Below are 18,889 nucleotides of genomic sequence, written 5' to 3'. Positions count from 1 at the left end.
GACGCGAACCGCGAGCAGGCGATCAACGCGCTCGTCGGCGCGGGCTTCGGCGCGGCCGGCCAGCGCTGCATGGCGACGTCGGTCGTCGTGCTGGTCGGCAAGGCCCGCGACTGGCTGCCCGATCTCGTCGACAAGGCGAAGGCGCTGAAGGTCAACGCGGGCGCCGAAGCCGGCACCGACGTCGGCCCGGTCGTGTCGAAGGCGGCGAAAGAACGCATCCTGTCGCTGATCGACGCCGGCGTGAAGGCCGGCGCGACGCTGCTGCTCGACGGCCGCGACGTGAAGGTGCCCGGCTACGAGCAGGGCAACTTCGTCGGCCCGACGATCTTCTCGGGCGTGACGACCGACATGTCGATCTACACCGAAGAAATCTTCGGCCCGGTGGTGGTGGTGCTCGAGGTCGACACGCTCGACGACGCGATCGCGCTCGTCAACGCGAATCCGATGGGCAACGGCGTGGGCCTGTTCACGCAGAGCGGCGCGGCGGCGCGCAAATTCCAGAGCGAGATCGACGTCGGCCAGGTCGGCATCAACATCCCGATTCCGGTGCCGGTGCCCTATTTCAGCTTCACCGGCTCGCGCGGCTCGAAGCTGGGCGATCTCGGCCCGTACGGCAAGCAGGTCGTGCAGTTCTACACGCAGACCAAGACGGTCACCGCGCGCTGGTTCGACGACGACGCGACGGCAGGCGGCGTGAACACGACGATCGCGCTGCGCTGATGCAGCGCACGGGGAACCTCGACATGGACATTGCATTCATCGGACTCGGCAACATGGGCGGCCCCATGGCCGCCAACCTGCTCAAGGCCGGCCACACGCTGACGGTGTTCGACCTCGACGCGCACGCGGTCGACGCCGCGGTGCGCGCCGGCGCGACGGCGGCCGGCTCGCCGCGCGACGCGGCCGCGCGCGGCGCCGTCGTGATCACGATGCTGCCGGCCGCGCAGCACGTGCGCGCCGTCTACCTCGGCGGCGACGGCGTGCTGGCCGGTGCGCGCGCCGGCGCGACGCTGATCGACTGCAGCACGATCGATCCCGGCACCGTGCGCGCGGTGGCCGAAGCCGCCGCGCAGCGCGACTTCCCACTCGCCGACGCACCCGTGTCGGGCGGCACCGGCGGCGCGCAGGCCGGCACGCTGACCTTCATGGTCGGCGCGAACGGCGCGCTGTTCGAGCGCATCCGCCCGGTACTGCTCGACATGGGCAAGAACGTCGTGCACTGCGGCGGCACCGGCACCGGGCAGATCGCGAAGATCTGCAACAACCTGCTGCTCGGGATCTCGATGATGGGCGTGGCGGAAGCGATGGCGCTGGGCGCCGCGCTCGGCATCGAGCCGGCCGTGCTGGCCGGCATCATCAACACGTCGACCGGCCGCTGCTGGAGTTCGGACGCGTACAACCCGTATCCGGGCGTGAGCGACACGGCGCCGGCCGCGCGCGGCTATGCGGGCGGCTTCGCGGCGAACCTGATGCTGAAGGATCTCGGGCTCGCGACCGAAGCCGCGCGCAGCGCGCATCAGCCGGTCTGGATGGGCGCGCTCGCACAGCAGCTGTATCAGTCGATGAGTCAGCAGGGGCTCGGCACGCTCGACTTCTCCGCGTGCGTGAAGCTGTACGAGGCGCAGCCGGCCTGACCCGCCCGACCGTCACCGGACGTGCGCCGACCCGCGATGTGCCCGAATGGCGTCGCGGGTCGGTTTGCATGCGGGGGGAGAAGGAAAACGGGGCGGCGTAATCATGCCGCCGCTCGGTCAACCGCGCGGGTTCGACGCCGTTTCGAAGGTCGGATGGCACTCGAACGCGAGTTCGGAACGTGCGTCGATGCGGCGGCCGCCGGTCAGCGATTCCTGCTTCATGCTCGCGCGCATCCCGCGCTGCGTGCAGTAGTTGGTGGCTTCGCTGACGGCCTTCGCGTGGGCGTCGGCCCATGTCGTCGACACGCCGACCGTGTGCGTCGTCACGGTGAACACGTTCGGGTTCGACGTCGCGGTCACGTCGGAAGCAGTCGAACACGCGGCGAGCAAGCATGCAGCCGCCGCAATGGTCAACCATCGCAAGGTTCGAAAAGAGACTGGAATGGACATGGAGGGCAAGCGCACGCCGGGCGACGTGCATTGAGCAACATAGGCGACAGTATGCCTGCTCGATCGCCGGAGATCATGCCCCTTTCGGTGAACACATTGTTTCGAATGGTTAAACGATGGCCGAATCAGGCAAGATTTACGCCCGTCGCCGGCCATCGTTTTCGTCCGGCAGGTCATTTCGCCCGGTGCGCCCGCCGGCCGGGGCGCTCACGCCGGCGCGACGGTCAATGCGCCCCCGCCTGCCGGATTCTCGCGGACGCTTCCGCGAGGTTTCGCCACGCCGGCTGCCCCGGCGCATAGCGGGCGCGAATGTAGGCGGCAAGCTCGGCCATCTGGCGGTCGTCGAACGCATCGCCGAAGCCCGGCATGTAGCCGAGCCCGTCGGTGGCCGGCTGGTCGATCCCGTGGTGCAGCACGCGCAGCAGGTTGTCCGGCGTCGCCTGGCTGACGCTCGTGTTGAGCCCCATCAGCGGACGCACGCCGAAATGCCCGACGCCACCCGATTCCGCGTGACAGACCGCGCACGCCGCGTCGAACGCGCGACGGCCGTTCTCGAGGCCGAGCGTCGCGATCGTTTCCGCGCCGCGCGCGTGGCGGCTGGCTGCGTCCGCGGCGACTGCCGCGTCGACGGGCGGCGACAGCGACGCCAGATAATGCGCGATCGCCCGCACGTCGGACTCGGGCAGCGCCGCGAGCCCCGCGACGACGGGCGCCATCGGCCCGGCCGCGACGCCGTGCTGCGCCGAGAAGCCCGTGCGCAGATAGTCGAACAGCGCGCCTTCGGTCCACGGTACGGGCGAAGCCGGCGACGCGACGAGCGGCGGCGCGACCCATCCTTCCGCCTCGCCGCCCGCCAGGTAGGCAAGCCCGCCCTTCTCCGCACCGAGCGCGTTGCGCGGCGTGTGGCAGGCGCCGCAGTGCCCCGCGCCGTCGACCAGATACTTGCCGCGATTCCACGTCGCCGAGCGCGCCGGGTCCGGCGCAAATGGCCGCGCATCGTGAAACAGCCAGTTCCAGCCGGCCACGAGACGCCGCCGGTCGAGCGGGAACGGCAGCTTCGTTTTCGGCGGCTCGTGCCTCACCGGCGGCTGCGACATCAGGTACGCATAGAGCGCGAGCAGATCGGGCTCGCTCAGCTTCGCGAACGCGGTGTACGGGAACGCCGGATACAGGTGCGAGCCGTCGCGCGAGATGCCTTCGCGCATCGCACGGGCGAACGCCGGATACGACCACGTGCCGATGCCGGTTTCCGGATCGGGCGTGAGATTCGTCGTGTAGATCGTGCCGAACGGCGTATCGAGCGCGAGGCCGCCCGCGTTGGCCGCGCCGCCGGGCGCCGTGTGGCACACCGCGCAATCGCCGGCGAGCGCGACCTGGCGGCCACGTTCGAGCGTCGCCGCGCTCCACATCGCGCCGTCCGCGCCGCCCGGCGCAACAGGCGCGATCGGCGCGGGGCCCGGCAGGATCGCGCACGCCAGCCCGATCAGCCCGCCGACCACGCCGACCACGCCGCCCGCGCCGCCGCCGGCCAGCCAGCGGCGCCAACGCGATGCGCGGCGCGCGGCCGCCCGCGGCCGGTCGCCGACATCCGCCGGCGCCGGTTGCGCGAGCGCGGCGCGAATGTGCGCGGCGTCGAACGGCGGCGCACGAAAACGCACGCCCGTCGCGTCGTACAGTGCGTTGGCGATCGCGGCCGCGGCCGGCGCAACTGCCTGCTCGATTCGCCGCGCGTCGTATGCGGACAGGTCGCCGTGTGCGCGATGCGCGGCTGCATCGACTGCAACCAGCTCGTGCGCGAACGCATCGGGCCGCGCGCCGGCATCGGTCTCGTCGTACGCGGGCCGCGCGGACAACCGTGCCCCCATCACGCGCGATATCGCGGCCTCGATCTGCCACGCCGGCAGGCCCGCCGTCGACGTGTCGCCCGGCTCGCCCGCGCCCTGCCCGGCCACGACGCGCCGCACCGAAACATCGCCCGTCGCGCAATCGACTTCGAGATCGACGACCCACGCGGACCAGTGCGAATCGTGGCCGGCATCGTCGCCGGGCGCGACTGCGCGCGCATCGACACGCTCGCCGTCGAAAGCGAAACCGCGACCGCTGACACGCGACGCCGCGTTCGCCCGGGCCGCAGCCGGCACGCCCCACGCAGCGCGTTCGCTGACCATCCGGATCGTTTCGCGCGGGCCCGCATCCCGCGCGGCGTCGAGATGCTGCAACCGCAACGCGACCGGATCGCGCCGCAATGCGCCCGCCAGTTCGTCGACGAAGGATTCGCGGGCAAAGGCGTGGGCGTGACCGGGAATCGCGCCGTCGGCATCGGCCAGCTCGATCGACGTCTGCGCGTGCCGGTACACGAATGGCGATGCGGAGCCGGGATCGGCGCGCTCCTCCACTGCCCGAGCATCGCCTGCGCCGGCCGCCCGCGCGCGATAGCGCCAGGCCGTCATCCGGCCGTCGGGCGCGGTCCGCGTTTCGATATCGAACGATGCATGCGTGCGCGCATCGCCGAGCGGCCACGCGTAGCGCGCGTGGTGCGGACGCGATGCGTCGGCGGCCGCTTCATCGTGCGGCGCCGGTTCCGTCACGCGCGCCGGCGCCGCGGGCAGATCCGCATCATGCTTCATCGCCGCCTCGCAGATAGCGTGCGGCGCGACGCACCGCGCGGATGATCTCCAGATGCGTGCCGCAGCGGCACAGGTTGAAGCGCAACGCATCCCGAATCGCTGCATCGTCGGGCGCCGGGTTGCGGTCGAGCAGCGCCTTCGTGCTCATGATCATTCCGTTCAGGCAGTAACCGCATTGCGCGGCCTGCTCGTCGATGAACGCGCGCTGGATCGGATGCGGCGCGTCGCACGACCCGAGCCCTTCCAGCGTCGTGACGTCGCGCCCGTGCGCGGCTGCGGCCGGCACGACGCACGAACGCGTGGCCTGCCCGTCGACGAGCACCGTGCACGCACCGCACTGCCCGAGCCCGCAACCGTATTTCGGGCCGTTGAGCGCGCAATCGTTGCGCAGGACCAGCAGCAGCGGCGCGTCGGGCGCGGCATCGGCGAAGGTATGCGGCGTGCCGTTCACGCGAAACGCCAGCGGCCGCGACGGAGAAGCGGGATGGGACATGAATGGATCCGGAATACGGCGTGCGGGCCGGAGTCGGCCGGCGGCGGACACGGCCGCCGGCTGGCGCCTGCCGGCGCGCCTGACATATAACACGCCGAAATGCGCGCGTTGCGACGCATCGATTCCCGCGCCGGCGAAGCGGCAGCAACGCGCCGCGGGCGCCGGCGCCCGCGCGTCAGGCCGCGGCCGCCACGTTGCCGCGCGACGGCGCTTCGAGCGGCACGTCGAACACGTCGTAACCGAACACCCACGACGGATCCTCGTTGGTGCGCAGCCACGTGTTGTTGTGCGACACGAGTTGCACCTTCGACGCGCGCGCCGCACGGTTCGCCTCGTACAGCGCGAACGCGCCCGCATGGTCGCCGATGCCGACTTCGTCGAGACAGCGCGCGAGCATCGCGGCGTCCTCGATCGCCATCGCCGCGCCCTGCGCCATGTGCGGCTTCATCGGATGGCACGCGTCGCCGAGCAGCACGAGACGGCCGCGGCTCCACAGCGGCAGCGGATCGCGTTCGAGCAGCGGCCATTTGGTGATCGACGGCGATACGTCGATCAGGTGCCGGATGTCGGCATGGAAACCGGCGAACGCCTCGCGCATCTCGTCGCGGCTGCTGTCGACCATCGACACGCCTTCCGGCCACTCGGCCTGCGGCACCCCCGTCACGTAGTAGTACTCGTCGCGCTTCTCGGTCACGTAATAGACCATCATGTGACGATCCTCCGACCACCACTTCACGCACATGTCGTACGGCTTGTTGCCGAGCAGCGAGGCGGGGAACACCGCGCGGTGTGCGACGTAACCGGTGTAGCGCGGCGGTTCCGCACCGAGCAGATGCTCGCGGAGCCGCGAATTCACGCCGTCCGCGCCGATCGCGATGTCAGCCGTCTCGACGCTGCCGTCGGCAAACGTGAGGCGCACCTCGCTGCCGGTGTCCTCCACCGCCGCGAGCCGCTTGCCGAAGCGAATCGTGCCGGGCGTCACCGCCTGCGTCATCAGCGCATGGAAATCGCCGCGATGCACGGTCAGGTAGCTCGCGCCGTAGGTCTTGCGCGCGTAGTCGCCGAGCGGAATCCGCGACAGCACGTCGGCCGTCTGCCAGTCGCGGCTGTACCAGCAATCCGGATGCGAACCCATCGTTTCCAGCGCGTCCTCGCAGCCGATGCGCCGCATGATCTTCATCACGTTCGGACCGAGATGGATGCCCGCGCCGAGACGCGAGAACGCGGGCGCCTGCTCGTACAGCGCGACGTCGTAACCGCCGCGCTGCAGCAGCGCCGCAGCGGCCGTGCCGCCGAGGCCGGCGCCGATGATTGCGATACGGGGTTTGCTCATGCAGATCTCCTGATCGTGGGCCCGTTGCCGAACGCGGCGCGAAGACGGGCGGATTGAATGGCGTTCATGTAGCGTACACACTCAATTTATTCAGGACAAGAGGATTGTCGATCGACGCCTCGGCATTCGGGAAAACACCAATAAATCGTCGAAAATCCGCGCACACAAACAATCCATCCATGCCGGACGTCATTTTGATCCATTGCCATTTTCAAATGTACACACTAGACTTTGCCCAACATCCGGCGATCCCGCGCCAGCGTGCCGCCCCACCCTTACCGACACGGAGCCTCCCGTCATGAGCAAGACCTACCGCATCGGCCAGATCGTGCCGAGTTCCAACACGACGATGGAAACCGAGATCCCCGCGATGCTGCGGCTGCGCGAAGCAATCCGTCCCGAGCGGTTCACGTATCACTCGAGCCGGATGCGGATGAAGAAGGTCGTCAAGGAAGAGCTCGCGGCAATGGATGCCGAATCCGACCGCTGCGCGGTGGAACTGAGCGATGCGCGCGTCGACGTGCTCGGCTACGCGTGCCTCGTCGCGATCATGGCGATGGGGCACGGCTACCACCGCGTATCGCAGGCGCGCCTCACGAAGCACACGGCCGACAACGGCGCGCAGGCGCCGGTGCTGACGAGTGCGGGTGCGCTCGTCGATGCGCTGAAGGTGATCGGCGCGAAGCGGATCGTCGTCGTCGCGCCGTACATGCTGCCGCTCACCGAGCTGGTGGTCGACTACATCCGCAACGAAGGCTTCGACGTGCTCGCCTACCGCGCGCTGGAAATCCCCGACAACCTCGACGTCGGCCGCCACGATCCGGCGCGCCTGCCCGACATCGTGAAGACGCTGCCGTACCGGGATGCCGATGCAATCGTGCTGTCCGCGTGCGTGCAGATGCCGTCACTGCCGGCCGTCGCGAAGGTCGAGGCGATGACGGGCAAGCCGGTGATCACCGCCGCGATCGCGACCACCTACGCGATGCTGCGCGAACTCGATCTCGAGCCGGTCGTGCCCGGCGCCGGCGCGCTGCTGTCGGGCGCGTACTGAGTGCCGCCACCACTTCGGAGACTCCCCATGCCCTCGACTTTCCTGTACGGCGCGAACGTCCGCGCCAACGGCATCCGCCAGCACTACCTGCGCTACGGCGGCGCGACCGGCGCACGCGCATCGCGCCCGGCAATCGTGCTGATTCCAGGCATCACGAGCCCCGCGATCACCTGGGGCTTCGTCGGCGAAACCTTCGGCGCGGCGTTCGACACCTACGTGCTCGACGTGCGCGGCCGCGGGCTGTCCGAAGCATCGCCGGCGCTCGACTACAGCCTCGATGCGCAGGCGGACGACGTCGCGACGTTCGTCGCCGCGCTCGACTTGCCGCGCACGAGCCTCGTCGGCCATTCGATGGGCGCGCGGATCGCCGCGCGCGCAGCCCGGCGCGGCACCCGCGGGCTCGCGTCGGTCGTGCTCGTCGACCCACCCGTGTCGGGCCCGAACCGCCGCGATTATCCGGGCAAACTGCCGTGGTACATCGACTCGATGGCGCTTGCGCGCGCCGGCACCGACGCTGAAGGCATGCGCGCGTTCTGCCCGACCTGGACCGATGCCGAACTGCGGTTGCGCGCCGAATGGCTGCATACCTGCGACGAGCGCGCGGTGCGCACGTCGTACGAAGGCTTCCACACCGACGATTTCCACGCGGATGCCGCGCAACTGGCCGTGCCGTCGCTGCTGATCACGGCCGAGCGCGGCGACGTGGTGCGCGACGACGATGTCGCCGAACTGCAGCGCGCGACGCCGTCGATGCGGCACGTGCGCGTGCCCGATGCCGGCCACATGATCCCGTGGGACAACGCGGCGGGCTTCTACGCGGCGTTCGGCGATTTCCTCGGCGCGCCGCTCGCGGCCTGAGCGCGCGGCGCCCGCCTCTTTCCTTCTTTAACGGAGCCGACGATGCCAGTCAGCGACACCCAATTGATCGACGCGTGGAAGCAGGTCCTCACGCTGTCGCGCCTCGAACCGGGCCAGACCGTCACGATCCTGACGAGCGCGGCCACCCATCCGCAGACGCTGTCGTGCGCGCTGATCGCGACGCAATCGCTGGGCGCGATCGTCAACCGGCTCGACCTGCCGCCCGTCAACGGCGACAAGGCGTTCAGCCGCGATCCGCTCGCCTACCTCGGCACGACGCCGCTGACCGGCAACAAGGCCGCGATCGCCGCGCTGCGCGAGAGCGATCTCGTGCTCGACCTGATGACGCTGCTGTTCTCGCCGGAGCAACACGACATCCTGAAATCGGGCACGAAGATCCTGCTCGCGGTCGAGCCGCCCGAAGTGCTCGTGCGGATGGTGCCGACCCTGGCCGACCGCACGCGCGTGCTCGCCGCATCGAAGAAGATCGCGGCCGCGCGCGAGATGCGCGTGAGCTCGGCGGCCGGCACCGCGCTCGTATGCCCGCTCGGCGAGTTTCCGCCGACCGCCGAGTACGGCTTCGTCGACGCACCGGGCCGCTGGGACCACTGGCCGAGCGGCTTCGCGCTGACTTACCCGAACGATCGCACCGCACGCGGCACGATCGTGATCGATCGCGGCGACATCCTGCTGCCGCAGAAGCACTACGTGCGCGAGCCGATCGCGCTGACCGTCGAAGGCGGCTACGCGACGCGCATCGAAGGCGGCGTCGACGCCGATCTGCTGCGCGACTACATGGAAACGTTCGCCGACCCCGAAGGCTATGCGATCTCGCATATCGGCTGGGGGCTGCAGCCGCGCGCACGCTGGTCGACGCTCGGGCTGTACGACCGCGAGGCGACGATCGGGATGGATGCGCGCGCGTTCGAGGGCAACTTCCTTTTCTCGCTCGGCCCGAACAACGAAGGCGGCGGCAACCGCACGACCACCTGCCATATCGACATCCCGCTGCGCCGCTGCACGGTCGAACTCGACGGCGAGACCGTCGTGCGCGACGGCCGCGTGACCGATCAACCCGCCTGACCGACGAGTGCTCGACACCATGAACGATCTTTCCCGTCACGCCGAAGCGAACGTGTATCGCCAGCAGGGCTTCGGCACGCCGCTGCCGCCGCACGGCAACCTCGGCCTGCTGATCGTCGACTTCGTGGTCGGCTTCGCCGATCCCGCGACGTTCGGCGGCGGCAACATCGCGCCGGCGATCGCGCGCACGACGCGTGCGCTCGCGCTGGCGCGCGAACGCGGCTGGCCGGTCGCGCACAGCCGCATCGTCTACGCGGACGACGGCAGCGACGACAACGTGTTCTCACTGAAAGTGCCCGGCATGGCGACGCTGACCGAGCATCACCCGAACAGCGCGATCGTGCCCGAACTCACGCCCGCGCCAGGCGAACTCGTCGTGCGCAAGACCGTGCCGTCCGCGTTCTTCGGCACGCAGCTCGCGCCGTGGCTCGCGCAGCGCGCGGTGCAGACGCTGCTCGTCGCAGGGGCCGTGACGAGCGGCTGCGTGCGCGCGAGCGTCGTCGATGCGATGTCGCACGGGTTCCGCCCGCTCGTGCTCGCCGATTGCGTCGGCGATCGCGCGATCGCGCCGCACGACGCGAACCTGTTCGACATGCAGCAGAAATATGCGGCCGTGATGCCGCTCGACGATGCGATCGCGGCGATCGACGCCGTCCAGGCCCGCGCGCGCTGAGTCGCGACGGATCGCGGGCGGCACGCGTGCAAGTGCATCGTGTGCCGCCGCGATTGACGCTGCGCTTTTGGCGACCTAGATTGACTCGACGCGCGCCGCCGCCCGAATGCTTCGCGCCCCCATCGCCCGCCGGCCGCGCCGCCCCTCGACAGGACCTCTCCCCCGTGAACCGCTCCGAACTGCTCGCGCGCACCGGCTGCCTGACCGTGATCCGGCCGCCCGCGCCGCCCGTGAAGCCGGCGCCCGGTCAGCCGGGCAGCCCGTCGTCCTACGTGCCGGCGCTGCCCGAAATCTTCGTCGCGATTCTCGACGACGGCCGCATCCTGGCGTTCAACGGGCACGTCGATCTCGGCACCGGCATCCGCACGTCGCTCGCGCAGATCGTCGCCGAGGAGCTCGACGTGCCGGTCGCGCGTGTGACGATGGTGCTCGGCGACACGGCCGCGACACCGAACCAGGGCCCGACCATCGCGAGCGCGACGATCCAGATTTCCGCGACGCCGCTGCGCTGCGCGGCCGCGCAGGCTCGTCACGCGCTGCTGGCGCTCGCGGCCGAGCGCTTCGGTGTCGACGCGGCACGGCTGGACATCGACGATGGAACGATTTCAGCCGATGGGCAGGCGATGACGTTCGCCGCGCTCGTCGCCGGGCAGCGGATCGCGCTGACGCTCGACCCGAACACCCGCACGAAGGACCCGGCTCGATACCGGATCGTCGGCCGCTCGTCGCCGCGCGTCGACCTGCCCGCGAAAGCGACCGGCCAGCTCACGTTCGTACACGACATGCGCGTGCCGGGCATGCTGCACGGCCGCGTCGTGCGGCCGCCGTACGCGGGCCACGACAGCGGTCCGTTCGTCGGCACGTCGCTCATGGACGTCGATCGCGCGTCGGTGGCCGATGTGCCGGGGCTCGTGGCCGTCGTCGCGATCGGCGATTTCGTCGGCGTGGTGGCCGAGCGCGAGGAGCAGGCGATCCGCGCCGCGCGCCAGTTGCGCGTGACGTGGCGGCCGCTTCCCGCGCTGCCGCCGCTCGACGAGCCGGCCGCCGCGATCGCCGCCGCCCCGGCCGGACGCCGCGTGCTGCTCGACGAAGGCGACGTCGACGCCGCGCGAACGGAACCGGACACGCTCACGCTGTCGCGCACCTACGCGTGGCCGTTCCAGATGCACGGCTCGATCGGCCCGTCGTGCGCGCTCGCCGACTACCGCGCACCGGGCGACGGGCGAATCACCGTGTGGTCCGGCACGCAGAACCCCGTGTCGCTGCGCTACGACCTCGCGACGCTCGTCGCGCGCGACGAAGCCGATGTCGACGTGGTCCGGATGGAAGCGGCCGGCTGCTATGGCCGCAACGGCGCGGACGACGTGTGCGGCGACGCGCTGCTGCTGTCGCGCGCGATCGGCCGCCCGGTGCGCGTGCAGTTGTCGCGCGCGGACGAACATCTGTGGGAACCGAAAGGCGCGGGCCAGTCGATGCAGGTGACGGGCACCGTCACGCGCGACGGCCGCCTGCTCGGCTACGACTTCACGACGCGCTACCCGTCGAACGACGCGCCGCTGCTCGCGGCGCTGCTGACCGGCGCGACCGCGCCCGAGCCGCGCGTGTTCGAGATGGGCGACCGCACGGCGGTGTCGCCGTATGCGAGCCCGCATCGCCGCTTCGTCTGCGAGGATCTCGCGCCGCTCGTGCGCGCAGCGTGGCTGCGCGGCGTGTCGGCATTGCCGAACTCGTTCGCGCACGATGCATTCGTCGACGAATGCGCGGCGCTGACCGGCGTCGATCCGCTCGCGTTCCGGCTGCGCCATCTGCAGGACGCGCGCGCGACCGATCTGCTGCGGGCGGTGGCCGATCGCGCGGGATGGACCACGCGCGCGCCGCGCGCGCCGACCGAACGCGACGAATCGCGGCTCGTGCGCGGCCGCGGGATCGCGTATGCGCGCTACGTGCACAGCCGCTTCCCCGGCTTCGGCGCGGCGTGGTCGGCCTGGGTCGTCGACCTGAGCGTCGATCGCGTGTCGGGCGAGATCCGTATCGAACGAGTGACGGTCGGTCAGGACACGGGCACGATGATCAACCCGGACGGCGTGCGCCACCAGATCCACGGCAACGTGATCCAGGTATTGAGCCGCACGCTGAAGGAGCGCGTGCGGTTCGCCGACGGCAAGGTCGCGTCGCGCGAATGGGCGAGCTACCCGATCCTGACGTTCTCGGAAGTGCCGGACGTCGATGTCGTGCTGATGCCGAGGCAAGGCGAACCGCCGCTCGGTGCCGGCGAATCGGCATCGGTGCCGGGCCCGGCCGCGGTCGCGAACGCGCTGTTCGATGCCACCGGCGTACGCTTCTACGCGCCGCCGTTCACGCCCGAAACGGTGCGCGCCGCGCTGCGCGAGGCCGGCCGGCTGATGAACGCCGACGCGGCCCGCGCATCGGCCACGGCGGGCGCGACGTAGGGCAGCCTGCGCCGCGCGTCACGCGTCGCCGTCTTCTTCCATCATCTTGCGCAGCAGGAACTGCAGCGCGACCCGTTCGCCGGGATTGAGCGCGCCATACGTGCGCTCCGTCACCTGCCGCGCGAACGGCACCGTGCGATCGATCAGCGCGAGGCCGGCCGCGGTCGTGCGCACGATCAGCTTGCGACCGTCGTTCGGGTCGGGCAACACCTCGACCAGCGCGCGTGTCTTCAGGCGCTCGACGACGCCGCGAATCGTCGCCTGATCGATCGCGGTCGCCTTGACGATGTCGTTCAGCGAGCACGCCTGCCGTTCCTTGACCGCGCACAGCGTCACGAACTGCGCGGCCGTGAGATCCGAATCGGGGATCGCTTCCTGGAAAATCGAAACGTGCCGCTGATACGCGCGGCGCAGCAGATGCCCGACCTGATCGTGAAAATCGTACGAATCCTTGGAAGACGCCATGAGAGTGCGGGCCCGCGCCCGCATGCAAATGAAAGACAAGCAGTGTACACCCTCAAATCGGTGCGGCCGCCGGCAGAACGATCGCGTCATTGCGGTGCATCGCGATTCGTGGCATCGCATGCAGATTGCGCGTGACGGTCGCCCGAGCGCAGCGGTCGCCCGCTCGTCGCATCGGCGCGCCGGGCCGGCCGCGCACCGTCGCGGCGGCTGCCGCAGAACCCTGCGCGCACTGCTGCCGGCTTTCGTGCACACACTTCAATTTTGAGTGCATACGCACGAATTTCGTGCATGCCGGCGCGCGTGCCGCAGCGTTTTCAGCGCACGCTTCATATCGTCCATAACCCCTTTTAAAACACGGATTTTCCCGGTCTGACGCTGACATTCCGATGGCCGGATTCATGCCTGTGCGATTCGGTATTTTCTAGTGTGTACGCTATGTATTTGACGTGATATACAGACTCCAGTGCGCAGCGGAACGTCCGCTCGCGTCGATCGAGCCACCCATTCATCCGTCACATTCGAACAGGGGCAGTCCCATGTCTACCGCACACCCGAGCGCCGCCGTTTCCGCCGACGACGCGCTGCACGGCCCTCTCTATCGCAAGGTCACGCTGCGCCTCATCACCCTCTTCTGCCTGTGTTACTTCGCGGCCTATCTCGACCGCATCAACATCGGGCTCGCAAAGCTCCAGATGCTCGATGCACTGAAGTTCAGCGACACCGTATACGGCCTCGGTGCCGGCCTGTTCTTCGCCGGCTACATCCTGTTCGAAGTCCCAAGCAATCTGGTGCTGCAACGCGTCGGCGCGAAGCTGTGGATCGCGCGGATCATGATCACGTGGGGCCTGCTGTCCGGCGCGACGATGTTCGTGCACACGCCGATGCAGTTCTACGTCGTGCGCTTCCTGCTCGGCGCCGCCGAAGCCGGTTTCCTGCCGGGCGTGCTGCTGTACCTGACGCAGTGGTATCCCGATGCGCGTCGTGCACGGATCGTCGCGCTGTTCATGGTCGGCTTGCCGCTGTCGAGCATGATCGGCAGCCCGATCTCCGGCTGGATCATGCGTGCGTTCGACGGCGTGCACGGGCTCGGCGGCTGGCAGTGGCTGTTCCTGCTCGAAGCGCTGCCGTCGGTGCTGCTCGGCTTCGCGGTACTGCGCTGGTTGCCCAACGACATCGAATCCGCGCAATGGCTGAACGCCGACGAGAAGCGGGTGCTGCGCGCGAATCTCGACGCCGATCCGGCCGGCAACAAGAGCCACGCGCTCGGCAAGGCCTTCTCCGATCCGAAGGTATGGGCGCTCGGCCTGATCGACCTGTGCGTGCTGCTCGGTCTGTATGCGGTGAGCTTCTGGCTGCCGACGATCCTGCGCGACACCGGCGTGAAGGACGCGTATCACATCGGCTGGCTGATGGTGATCCCGAACGCCGCCGCCGTGCTCGCCACGCTGTACTGCGGCGCCAGCTCCGATCGCGCGCGCGAACGCCGCTGGCATATCGTCGTCCCGTTCATGGTATCGGCCGTCGCACTGGCGATCGCGGCTTCGTCGTCGCACGGCACGCTCGGCACGGTGCTGCTGTTCTCGCTGATCAACGCCGGCGCGGCCGCCGCGATGCCGGTCGTGTGGGCGCTGCCGTCGACTTTCCTGAAGGGCTCGGCCGCCGCCGGCGGCATCGCGTTCGCATGCTCGATCGCGAACCTCGGCGGATTCGGCAGCACCTATTTCATCGGCTGGCTGCGCGACACGTTCCACTCGCAAAGCGCGGGGCTGGTCGGTTTCGCCGCGTGCATGCTGGTCGGCTGCGCACTCGCGCTCGCCTATCCGGCCCGGCTCGTGAACCGCTGACGCATCGCGCCGCGCGCGCAACACTGCCTTTTTACAACCGCGCCGATCGCGCGGTCTGCCCCCTACGTCCCCCGCGTCATCCCGCGCACGCCGTCCCGCCGGTGCGTGCGCGCTTCCCCCCGCCACGCCGCCGCCGTTCGCCGATTTTTGCACCGCGCAGGCACGTCGATTGCGCCATCCCCGCGCCCGCCCTCCGGCGGACAGCCATCTTCCTTCCAACCGGCGCTGCGACCCGCGCGGCTTTTTGCGCGGCGGTCCCGCATCGCAATGCAGGTTTCCTGAACGAGAGGACGACATGAAATCAATACGAACGATAGTGGCCCTGTGCTCGGTCATTTCCGTGCTCGCAGCATGCGGCGGCGGCGACGACGCCGGGACCGTACTCGGCATCTCGAAGCCGCAGGCGCGCTTCATCAACGCGGTGCCGGCCGGCCCGAACCTCGACTACTACCTGAATGCGAAGATCGACCAGTCTGGCGTCGCATACAAGGGCGTGACGCGCTATCACGACATCGATTCGGGCACGCAGAACGCCAGCTACGACGTGTCCGGCACGACCACGACCGTTGCATCTCAATCGTTCAGCGCGGCGAACGGTCACCACTACACGACGATCGCGTTGCCGAGCACGACGTCGCTGATCTCCGTCATCGACGATCCGTACGACAAGGGCCTGCTGTCGGACAAGGCGCGCGTGCGCAGCTTCAACGCATCGCCGAATGCGCAGAACGTGGACGTCTACGTCGTGGCGCCGGGCACCGACATCACGACCGTCAGCCCGACGATGGCGGGCGCAGCCTACCAGAATGCCGTGCCGGCAACGACGCAGGATTCGGTCTACCTGAACGGCGGCACCTACCAGGTGGTCGTCACGACGGCCGGCAGCAAGTCGCCGATCCTGAAGACCGCGCCGGTCAGCATCGGAAACAACGCCGACTGGCTGCTCCTGACGATTCCGTCGGGCGGGGTCGGCGACGTGACGCCGAACGACATTCACGTACTCGTCGCGCAGGGCAACGACGCCGATACGTCCGCGCAGGAGCTGGGGCCGCAGTAAGGGCCGAAAACGGTCGCGGCGGCCGGTGCGACACGCATCGGCCGCCGTATGTCGAATCCCGGATCAGTCGTCGGACCGTTCGAGGCAGATCACGTGCTCGGCGCGCGTCCCGTCGCCGTGCTCGATATCGACGTCGCCGACATGGCGCACGCGCCAGCCCGGCCGCGTCGCGATCTGCGGCATGTTGCCGGACGGCCGGCTCTCGATCCCGCCGAGCCCTTCGTCGGGCGTATCGATCGCTTCGTCGAGCGATGCGTTCGAATAGATCACGTTGTCCTGCAGTTCCGACGCGCCGGTGCGCGCTTCCATGCCCTTGCCGTCGACGTCGACCGTGTTGTCGGTCATCGCCATGTTCGCGTTGTCGAGCGTGACGATCCGTCCAGCGGCGCGGCGCACGGGGTCGCCGCTGTCCACCGCATGCGCGTCGACGTCGATCGCCGGCAGGCCGGTCGGCATTTTCCCGGCGACCGCCTCCGGCGTCAGCGGACGCCGCGCCGTCTGCGCGGCCTGGGTCGCGGCGTCGGGCATGTCGCCGGCCGCCGGCGTCTTCACCGGGCTCTTCTCGATCTGTTCCCGCTGCTTTTCCGGGGTAGGGTTCGATTCCGCGTTCTGCATCGCACCTCCTTGGCCGGCCCCACGGACGCCAGCGTCACGCCAGCGCCGCCGGGCCGGAAATCGCTACAACGGTCCTTGCAAATCTTTCATGCACACGGCCACCCACGCACGCCATCCGGCGCGCGTGCCGCCGGCACGGCACCCGCAGGCGGACTGCGCGCTCGCGCGCCGCCCGCCCGACCTTCAACCGTGCGTCAGCCGCCGCTCGCGCCGGCCGGTCCGGAAGCCGCGCCCGGCATGCTTGCACCGGTATCGCCGCTGCTGCCGGCCGCCCCGCTGCCAGGCATGCCCGATGGCGCGGTCGAAGGCGCGGCCGACATGCCGCTCGCTGCGCCCGAGTCGGAACTGGCTGCGCCGTTGTCGCCCTTCTTCTGGCAACCCGCGCCTGCCGCCAGGCCCGCGATCAGGATGCCGGCGAAGACGGCTCGCGATACGTGACGAAATGAATATCGCTGCATGACACCTCCGCTGATGTCGATGTGGATGGAATCCTCTGACCCGCAATTTGCGTGCCGCCCCACCGCCGCGGCCGCGTGCGTCGCATTCATTTTTCGAATGACGCCCAGCCGAATATTTAATTTCCCATCGCCGGGGCCGCCGCCCATACTCGCGAACAAATCCGAGACATAACGTCCACGGCGGCCCGGCCCGCGCTGCGTACACCCGCGGCGCGGTTTCGCGCCCCGCACATGGAAGGAGACAACGGCGTGCAACTGGAAGCCCTTCACCGCACGGGCCTCGCGCTCGGCGCGGACGACGCATCGCATCGAACCGACACGGCCGCGCGCGATCCCGCGCTGAGCCCGCGGCTGCACAACCCCGATCTCGCGCCGACCAAGGCCGAAGGCCGCACCTGGGGCCGCTACAGCATCTTCGCGCTATGGACCAACGACGTGCACAACATCGCGAACTACTCGTTCGCGATCGGATTGTTCGCGCTCGGCCTGTCGGGCTGGCAGATGCTCGCGTCGCTCGCGATCGGCGCGGTGCTCGTGTACTGCTTCATGAATCTCACCGGCTACATGGGCCAGAAAACCGGCGTGCCGTTCCCGGTGATCAGCCGGATGAGCTTCGGCATCTACGGCGCGCTGCTGCCCGCGATGATTCGCGCGGTGATCGCGATCGCATGGTTCGGCATCCAGACCTATCTCGCGTCGGTCGTGCTGCGCGTGCTGCTCACCGCGATCTGGCCGGGCCTCGCCGCGTTCGACCAGAATGCGATCTTCGGGCTGTCGACGCTCGGCTGGATCACGTTCGTCGCGATCTGGCTGGTGCAGATCGGCATCCTCACGTACGGGATGGAAACGGTCCGCAAGTACGAAGGGCTCGCGGGCCCGGTAATCCTCGTCACGACGCTGTCGCTCGCCGCATGGATGATCAGCCGCACCGACGGCCATCTCGCGATGTCGATCGGCAAGCCGATGACCGGCCTGAAGATGTGGACGGAAATCTTCGCAGGCGGCTCGCTGTGGCTCGCGATCTACGGCACGCTGGTGCTCAACTTCTGCGATTTCGCGCGTTCGTCGCCGAGCGCGAAGACCGTGCGCGTCGGCAACTTCTGGGGCCTGCCGGTCAACATCCTCGTATTCGCGACGATCAGCTTCGTGCTCGCCGGCGCGCAGTTCGAGCTGAACGGCCACATCATCCACAGCCCGACCGAAATCATCGCGACGGTGCCGAACAAGCTGTTCCTCGTGCTCGGCTGCCTGGCCTTCCTGATCGTGACGGTGGCCGTGAACATCATGGCGAACTTCGTCGCGCCGGCCTTCGTGCTGACGAGCCTCGCGCCGCACCGCCTGTCGTTCCGCCGCGCGGGCCTGATCAGCGCGACGATCGCCGTGCTGATCCTGCCGTGGAACCTGTACAACAGCCCGATCGTGATCGTCTATTTCCTGTCTGGCCTCGGCGCGCTGCTCGGCCCGCTGTACGGGATCATCACGGTCGACTACTGGCTCGTGCGCAAGCAGCGCGTGAACGTGCCCGAGCTCTATACCGAAGCGCCGACCGGCGCCTACTTCTACACGCGCGGCGTGAACCGCAAGGCGCTCGCGGCGCTCGTGCCGTCCGCGCTGATCTCGATCGCGCTCGCCGTCGTGCCGGCCTTCAGCGCGATGACGCCGTTCTCGTGGCTGCTCGGCGCAGCGATCGCGGGCGGCGTGTACTGGCTCTTGGCCGATCGCAAGCGGCACTACGAAGCGCGCTCGGGCGAACACATCGCGGTCGCCTGCGCGCACCACTGACACACACGCATACGGA

17 protein-coding genes are annotated in these 18,889 nt (G+C 69.2%); 10 read left to right on the top strand and 7 right to left on the bottom strand.

Translation table 11 applies throughout. The annotated features are described in order from the left end of the window. Window positions 1-720, top strand: a 720-nt coding sequence (locus WS89_RS16915; protein WP_156440562.1) for an aldehyde dehydrogenase family protein, incomplete at its 5' end; no start/stop codon positions are given. Window positions 721-743: 23 nt separating this feature from the next. After that, a complete protein-coding gene (gene mmsB / locus WS89_RS16910; RefSeq protein WP_059792095.1) occupies window positions 744-1,634 on the top strand; it encodes a 3-hydroxyisobutyrate dehydrogenase in 891 nt (296 codons plus the stop codon). 117 nt (window positions 1,635-1,751) lie between these two features. Here the strand turns inward: mmsB and WS89_RS16905 are convergent, their stop codons facing one another. The 4 genes from WS89_RS16905 to WS89_RS16890 all read right to left on the bottom strand — a co-directional run bounded on the left by WS89_RS16905 (window position 1,752) and on the right by WS89_RS16890 (window position 6,537). Next, window positions 1,752-2,084 (bottom strand): hypothetical protein, encoded by a 333-nt coding sequence (locus WS89_RS16905; protein ID WP_059500807.1) that lies wholly within the window; start codon window positions 2,082-2,084, stop codon window positions 1,752-1,754. A 224-nt stretch (window positions 2,085-2,308) separates the two neighbouring features. Next, window positions 2,309-4,711: a c-type cytochrome gene (locus WS89_RS16900; protein ID WP_059792086.1), complete on the bottom strand. Its 2,403-nt coding sequence runs from the start codon at window positions 4,709-4,711 to the stop codon at window positions 2,309-2,311. Further along, entirely contained in the window at window positions 4,701-5,204 is a 504-nt protein-coding gene (locus WS89_RS16895) for a (2Fe-2S)-binding protein (RefSeq protein ID WP_059792084.1), read from the bottom strand. The genes WS89_RS16900 and WS89_RS16895 overlap by 11 nt, the downstream gene beginning before the upstream one ends. Window positions 5,205-5,379: 175 nt before the next feature. Then, entirely contained in the window at window positions 5,380-6,537 is a 1,158-nt protein-coding gene (locus WS89_RS16890; RefSeq protein WP_059792082.1) for an FAD-dependent monooxygenase, read from the bottom strand. A gap of 298 nt (window positions 6,538-6,835) precedes the next feature. On the opposite strand from WS89_RS16890, the gene WS89_RS16885 reads away from it, so the two are divergent. The 5 genes from WS89_RS16885 to WS89_RS16865 all read left to right on the top strand — a co-directional run bounded on the left by WS89_RS16885 (window position 6,836) and on the right by WS89_RS16865 (window position 12,652). Continuing rightward, window positions 6,836-7,588 (top strand): maleate cis-trans isomerase family protein, encoded by a 753-nt coding sequence (locus WS89_RS16885; protein ID WP_059792080.1) that lies wholly within the window; start codon window positions 6,836-6,838, stop codon window positions 7,586-7,588. Between the two features lie 27 nt (window positions 7,589-7,615). Further along, window positions 7,616-8,446, top strand: coding sequence for an alpha/beta fold hydrolase (locus WS89_RS16880; RefSeq protein ID WP_059792078.1), 831 nt, complete (start codon window positions 7,616-7,618; stop codon window positions 8,444-8,446). 42 nt (window positions 8,447-8,488) lie between these two features. Further along, complete coding sequence (locus WS89_RS16875) at window positions 8,489-9,529, top strand: hypothetical protein (protein ID WP_059792076.1); 1,041 nt, start codon at window positions 8,489-8,491, stop codon at window positions 9,527-9,529. A gap of 19 nt (window positions 9,530-9,548) precedes the next feature. Continuing rightward, on the top strand, window positions 9,549-10,202 hold the full coding sequence (locus WS89_RS16870) for an isochorismatase family protein (protein WP_059792094.1): 654 nt from the start codon (window positions 9,549-9,551) through the stop codon (window positions 10,200-10,202). Window positions 10,203-10,366: 164 nt separating this feature from the next. Beyond that, window positions 10,367-12,652, top strand: coding sequence for a xanthine dehydrogenase family protein molybdopterin-binding subunit (locus WS89_RS16865; protein WP_059792074.1), 2,286 nt, complete (start codon window positions 10,367-10,369; stop codon window positions 12,650-12,652). Between the two features lie 18 nt (window positions 12,653-12,670). Here the strand turns inward: WS89_RS16865 and WS89_RS16860 are convergent, their stop codons facing one another. Then, window positions 12,671-13,117 (bottom strand): MarR family winged helix-turn-helix transcriptional regulator, encoded by a 447-nt coding sequence (locus WS89_RS16860; protein WP_059792072.1) that lies wholly within the window; start codon window positions 13,115-13,117, stop codon window positions 12,671-12,673. A gap of 536 nt (window positions 13,118-13,653) precedes the next feature. On the opposite strand from WS89_RS16860, the gene WS89_RS16850 reads away from it, so the two are divergent. Both WS89_RS16850 and WS89_RS16845 read left to right on the top strand, forming a co-directional pair. Further along, entirely contained in the window at window positions 13,654-14,961 is a 1,308-nt protein-coding gene (locus WS89_RS16850) for an MFS transporter (RefSeq protein ID WP_059500815.1), read from the top strand. 295 nt (window positions 14,962-15,256) lie between these two features. Next, a complete protein-coding gene (locus WS89_RS16845) occupies window positions 15,257-16,018 on the top strand; it encodes a DUF4397 domain-containing protein (protein WP_059500816.1) in 762 nt (253 codons plus the stop codon). A gap of 63 nt (window positions 16,019-16,081) precedes the next feature. On the opposite strand, the gene WS89_RS16840 is transcribed toward WS89_RS16845, so the two are convergent. Both WS89_RS16840 and WS89_RS34675 read right to left on the bottom strand, forming a co-directional pair. Continuing rightward, window positions 16,082-16,633, bottom strand: coding sequence for a DUF3005 domain-containing protein (locus tag WS89_RS16840; protein ID WP_059500817.1), 552 nt, complete (start codon window positions 16,631-16,633; stop codon window positions 16,082-16,084). A 194-nt stretch (window positions 16,634-16,827) separates the two neighbouring features. Further along, on the bottom strand, window positions 16,828-17,361 hold the full coding sequence (locus WS89_RS34675) for a hypothetical protein (protein ID WP_257128176.1): 534 nt from the start codon (window positions 17,359-17,361) through the stop codon (window positions 16,828-16,830). On the opposite strand from WS89_RS34675, the gene WS89_RS16830 reads away from it, so the two are divergent. Next, entirely contained in the window at window positions 17,323-18,873 is a 1,551-nt protein-coding gene (locus tag WS89_RS16830) for an NCS1 family nucleobase:cation symporter-1 (RefSeq protein WP_059792069.1), read from the top strand. The two genes, WS89_RS34675 and WS89_RS16830, sit on opposite strands and share 39 nt — an antisense overlap. Window positions 18,874-18,889: the final 16 nt, after the last annotated feature.

This window comes from Burkholderia sp. MSMB1072 (genome assembly GCF_001524725.1).
Taxonomy (GTDB): domain Bacteria; phylum Pseudomonadota; class Gammaproteobacteria; order Burkholderiales; family Burkholderiaceae; genus Burkholderia.
The sequence above is the reverse complement of the archived record's forward strand: the minus strand, read 5'-3'. Positions and strand labels throughout refer to the sequence as shown.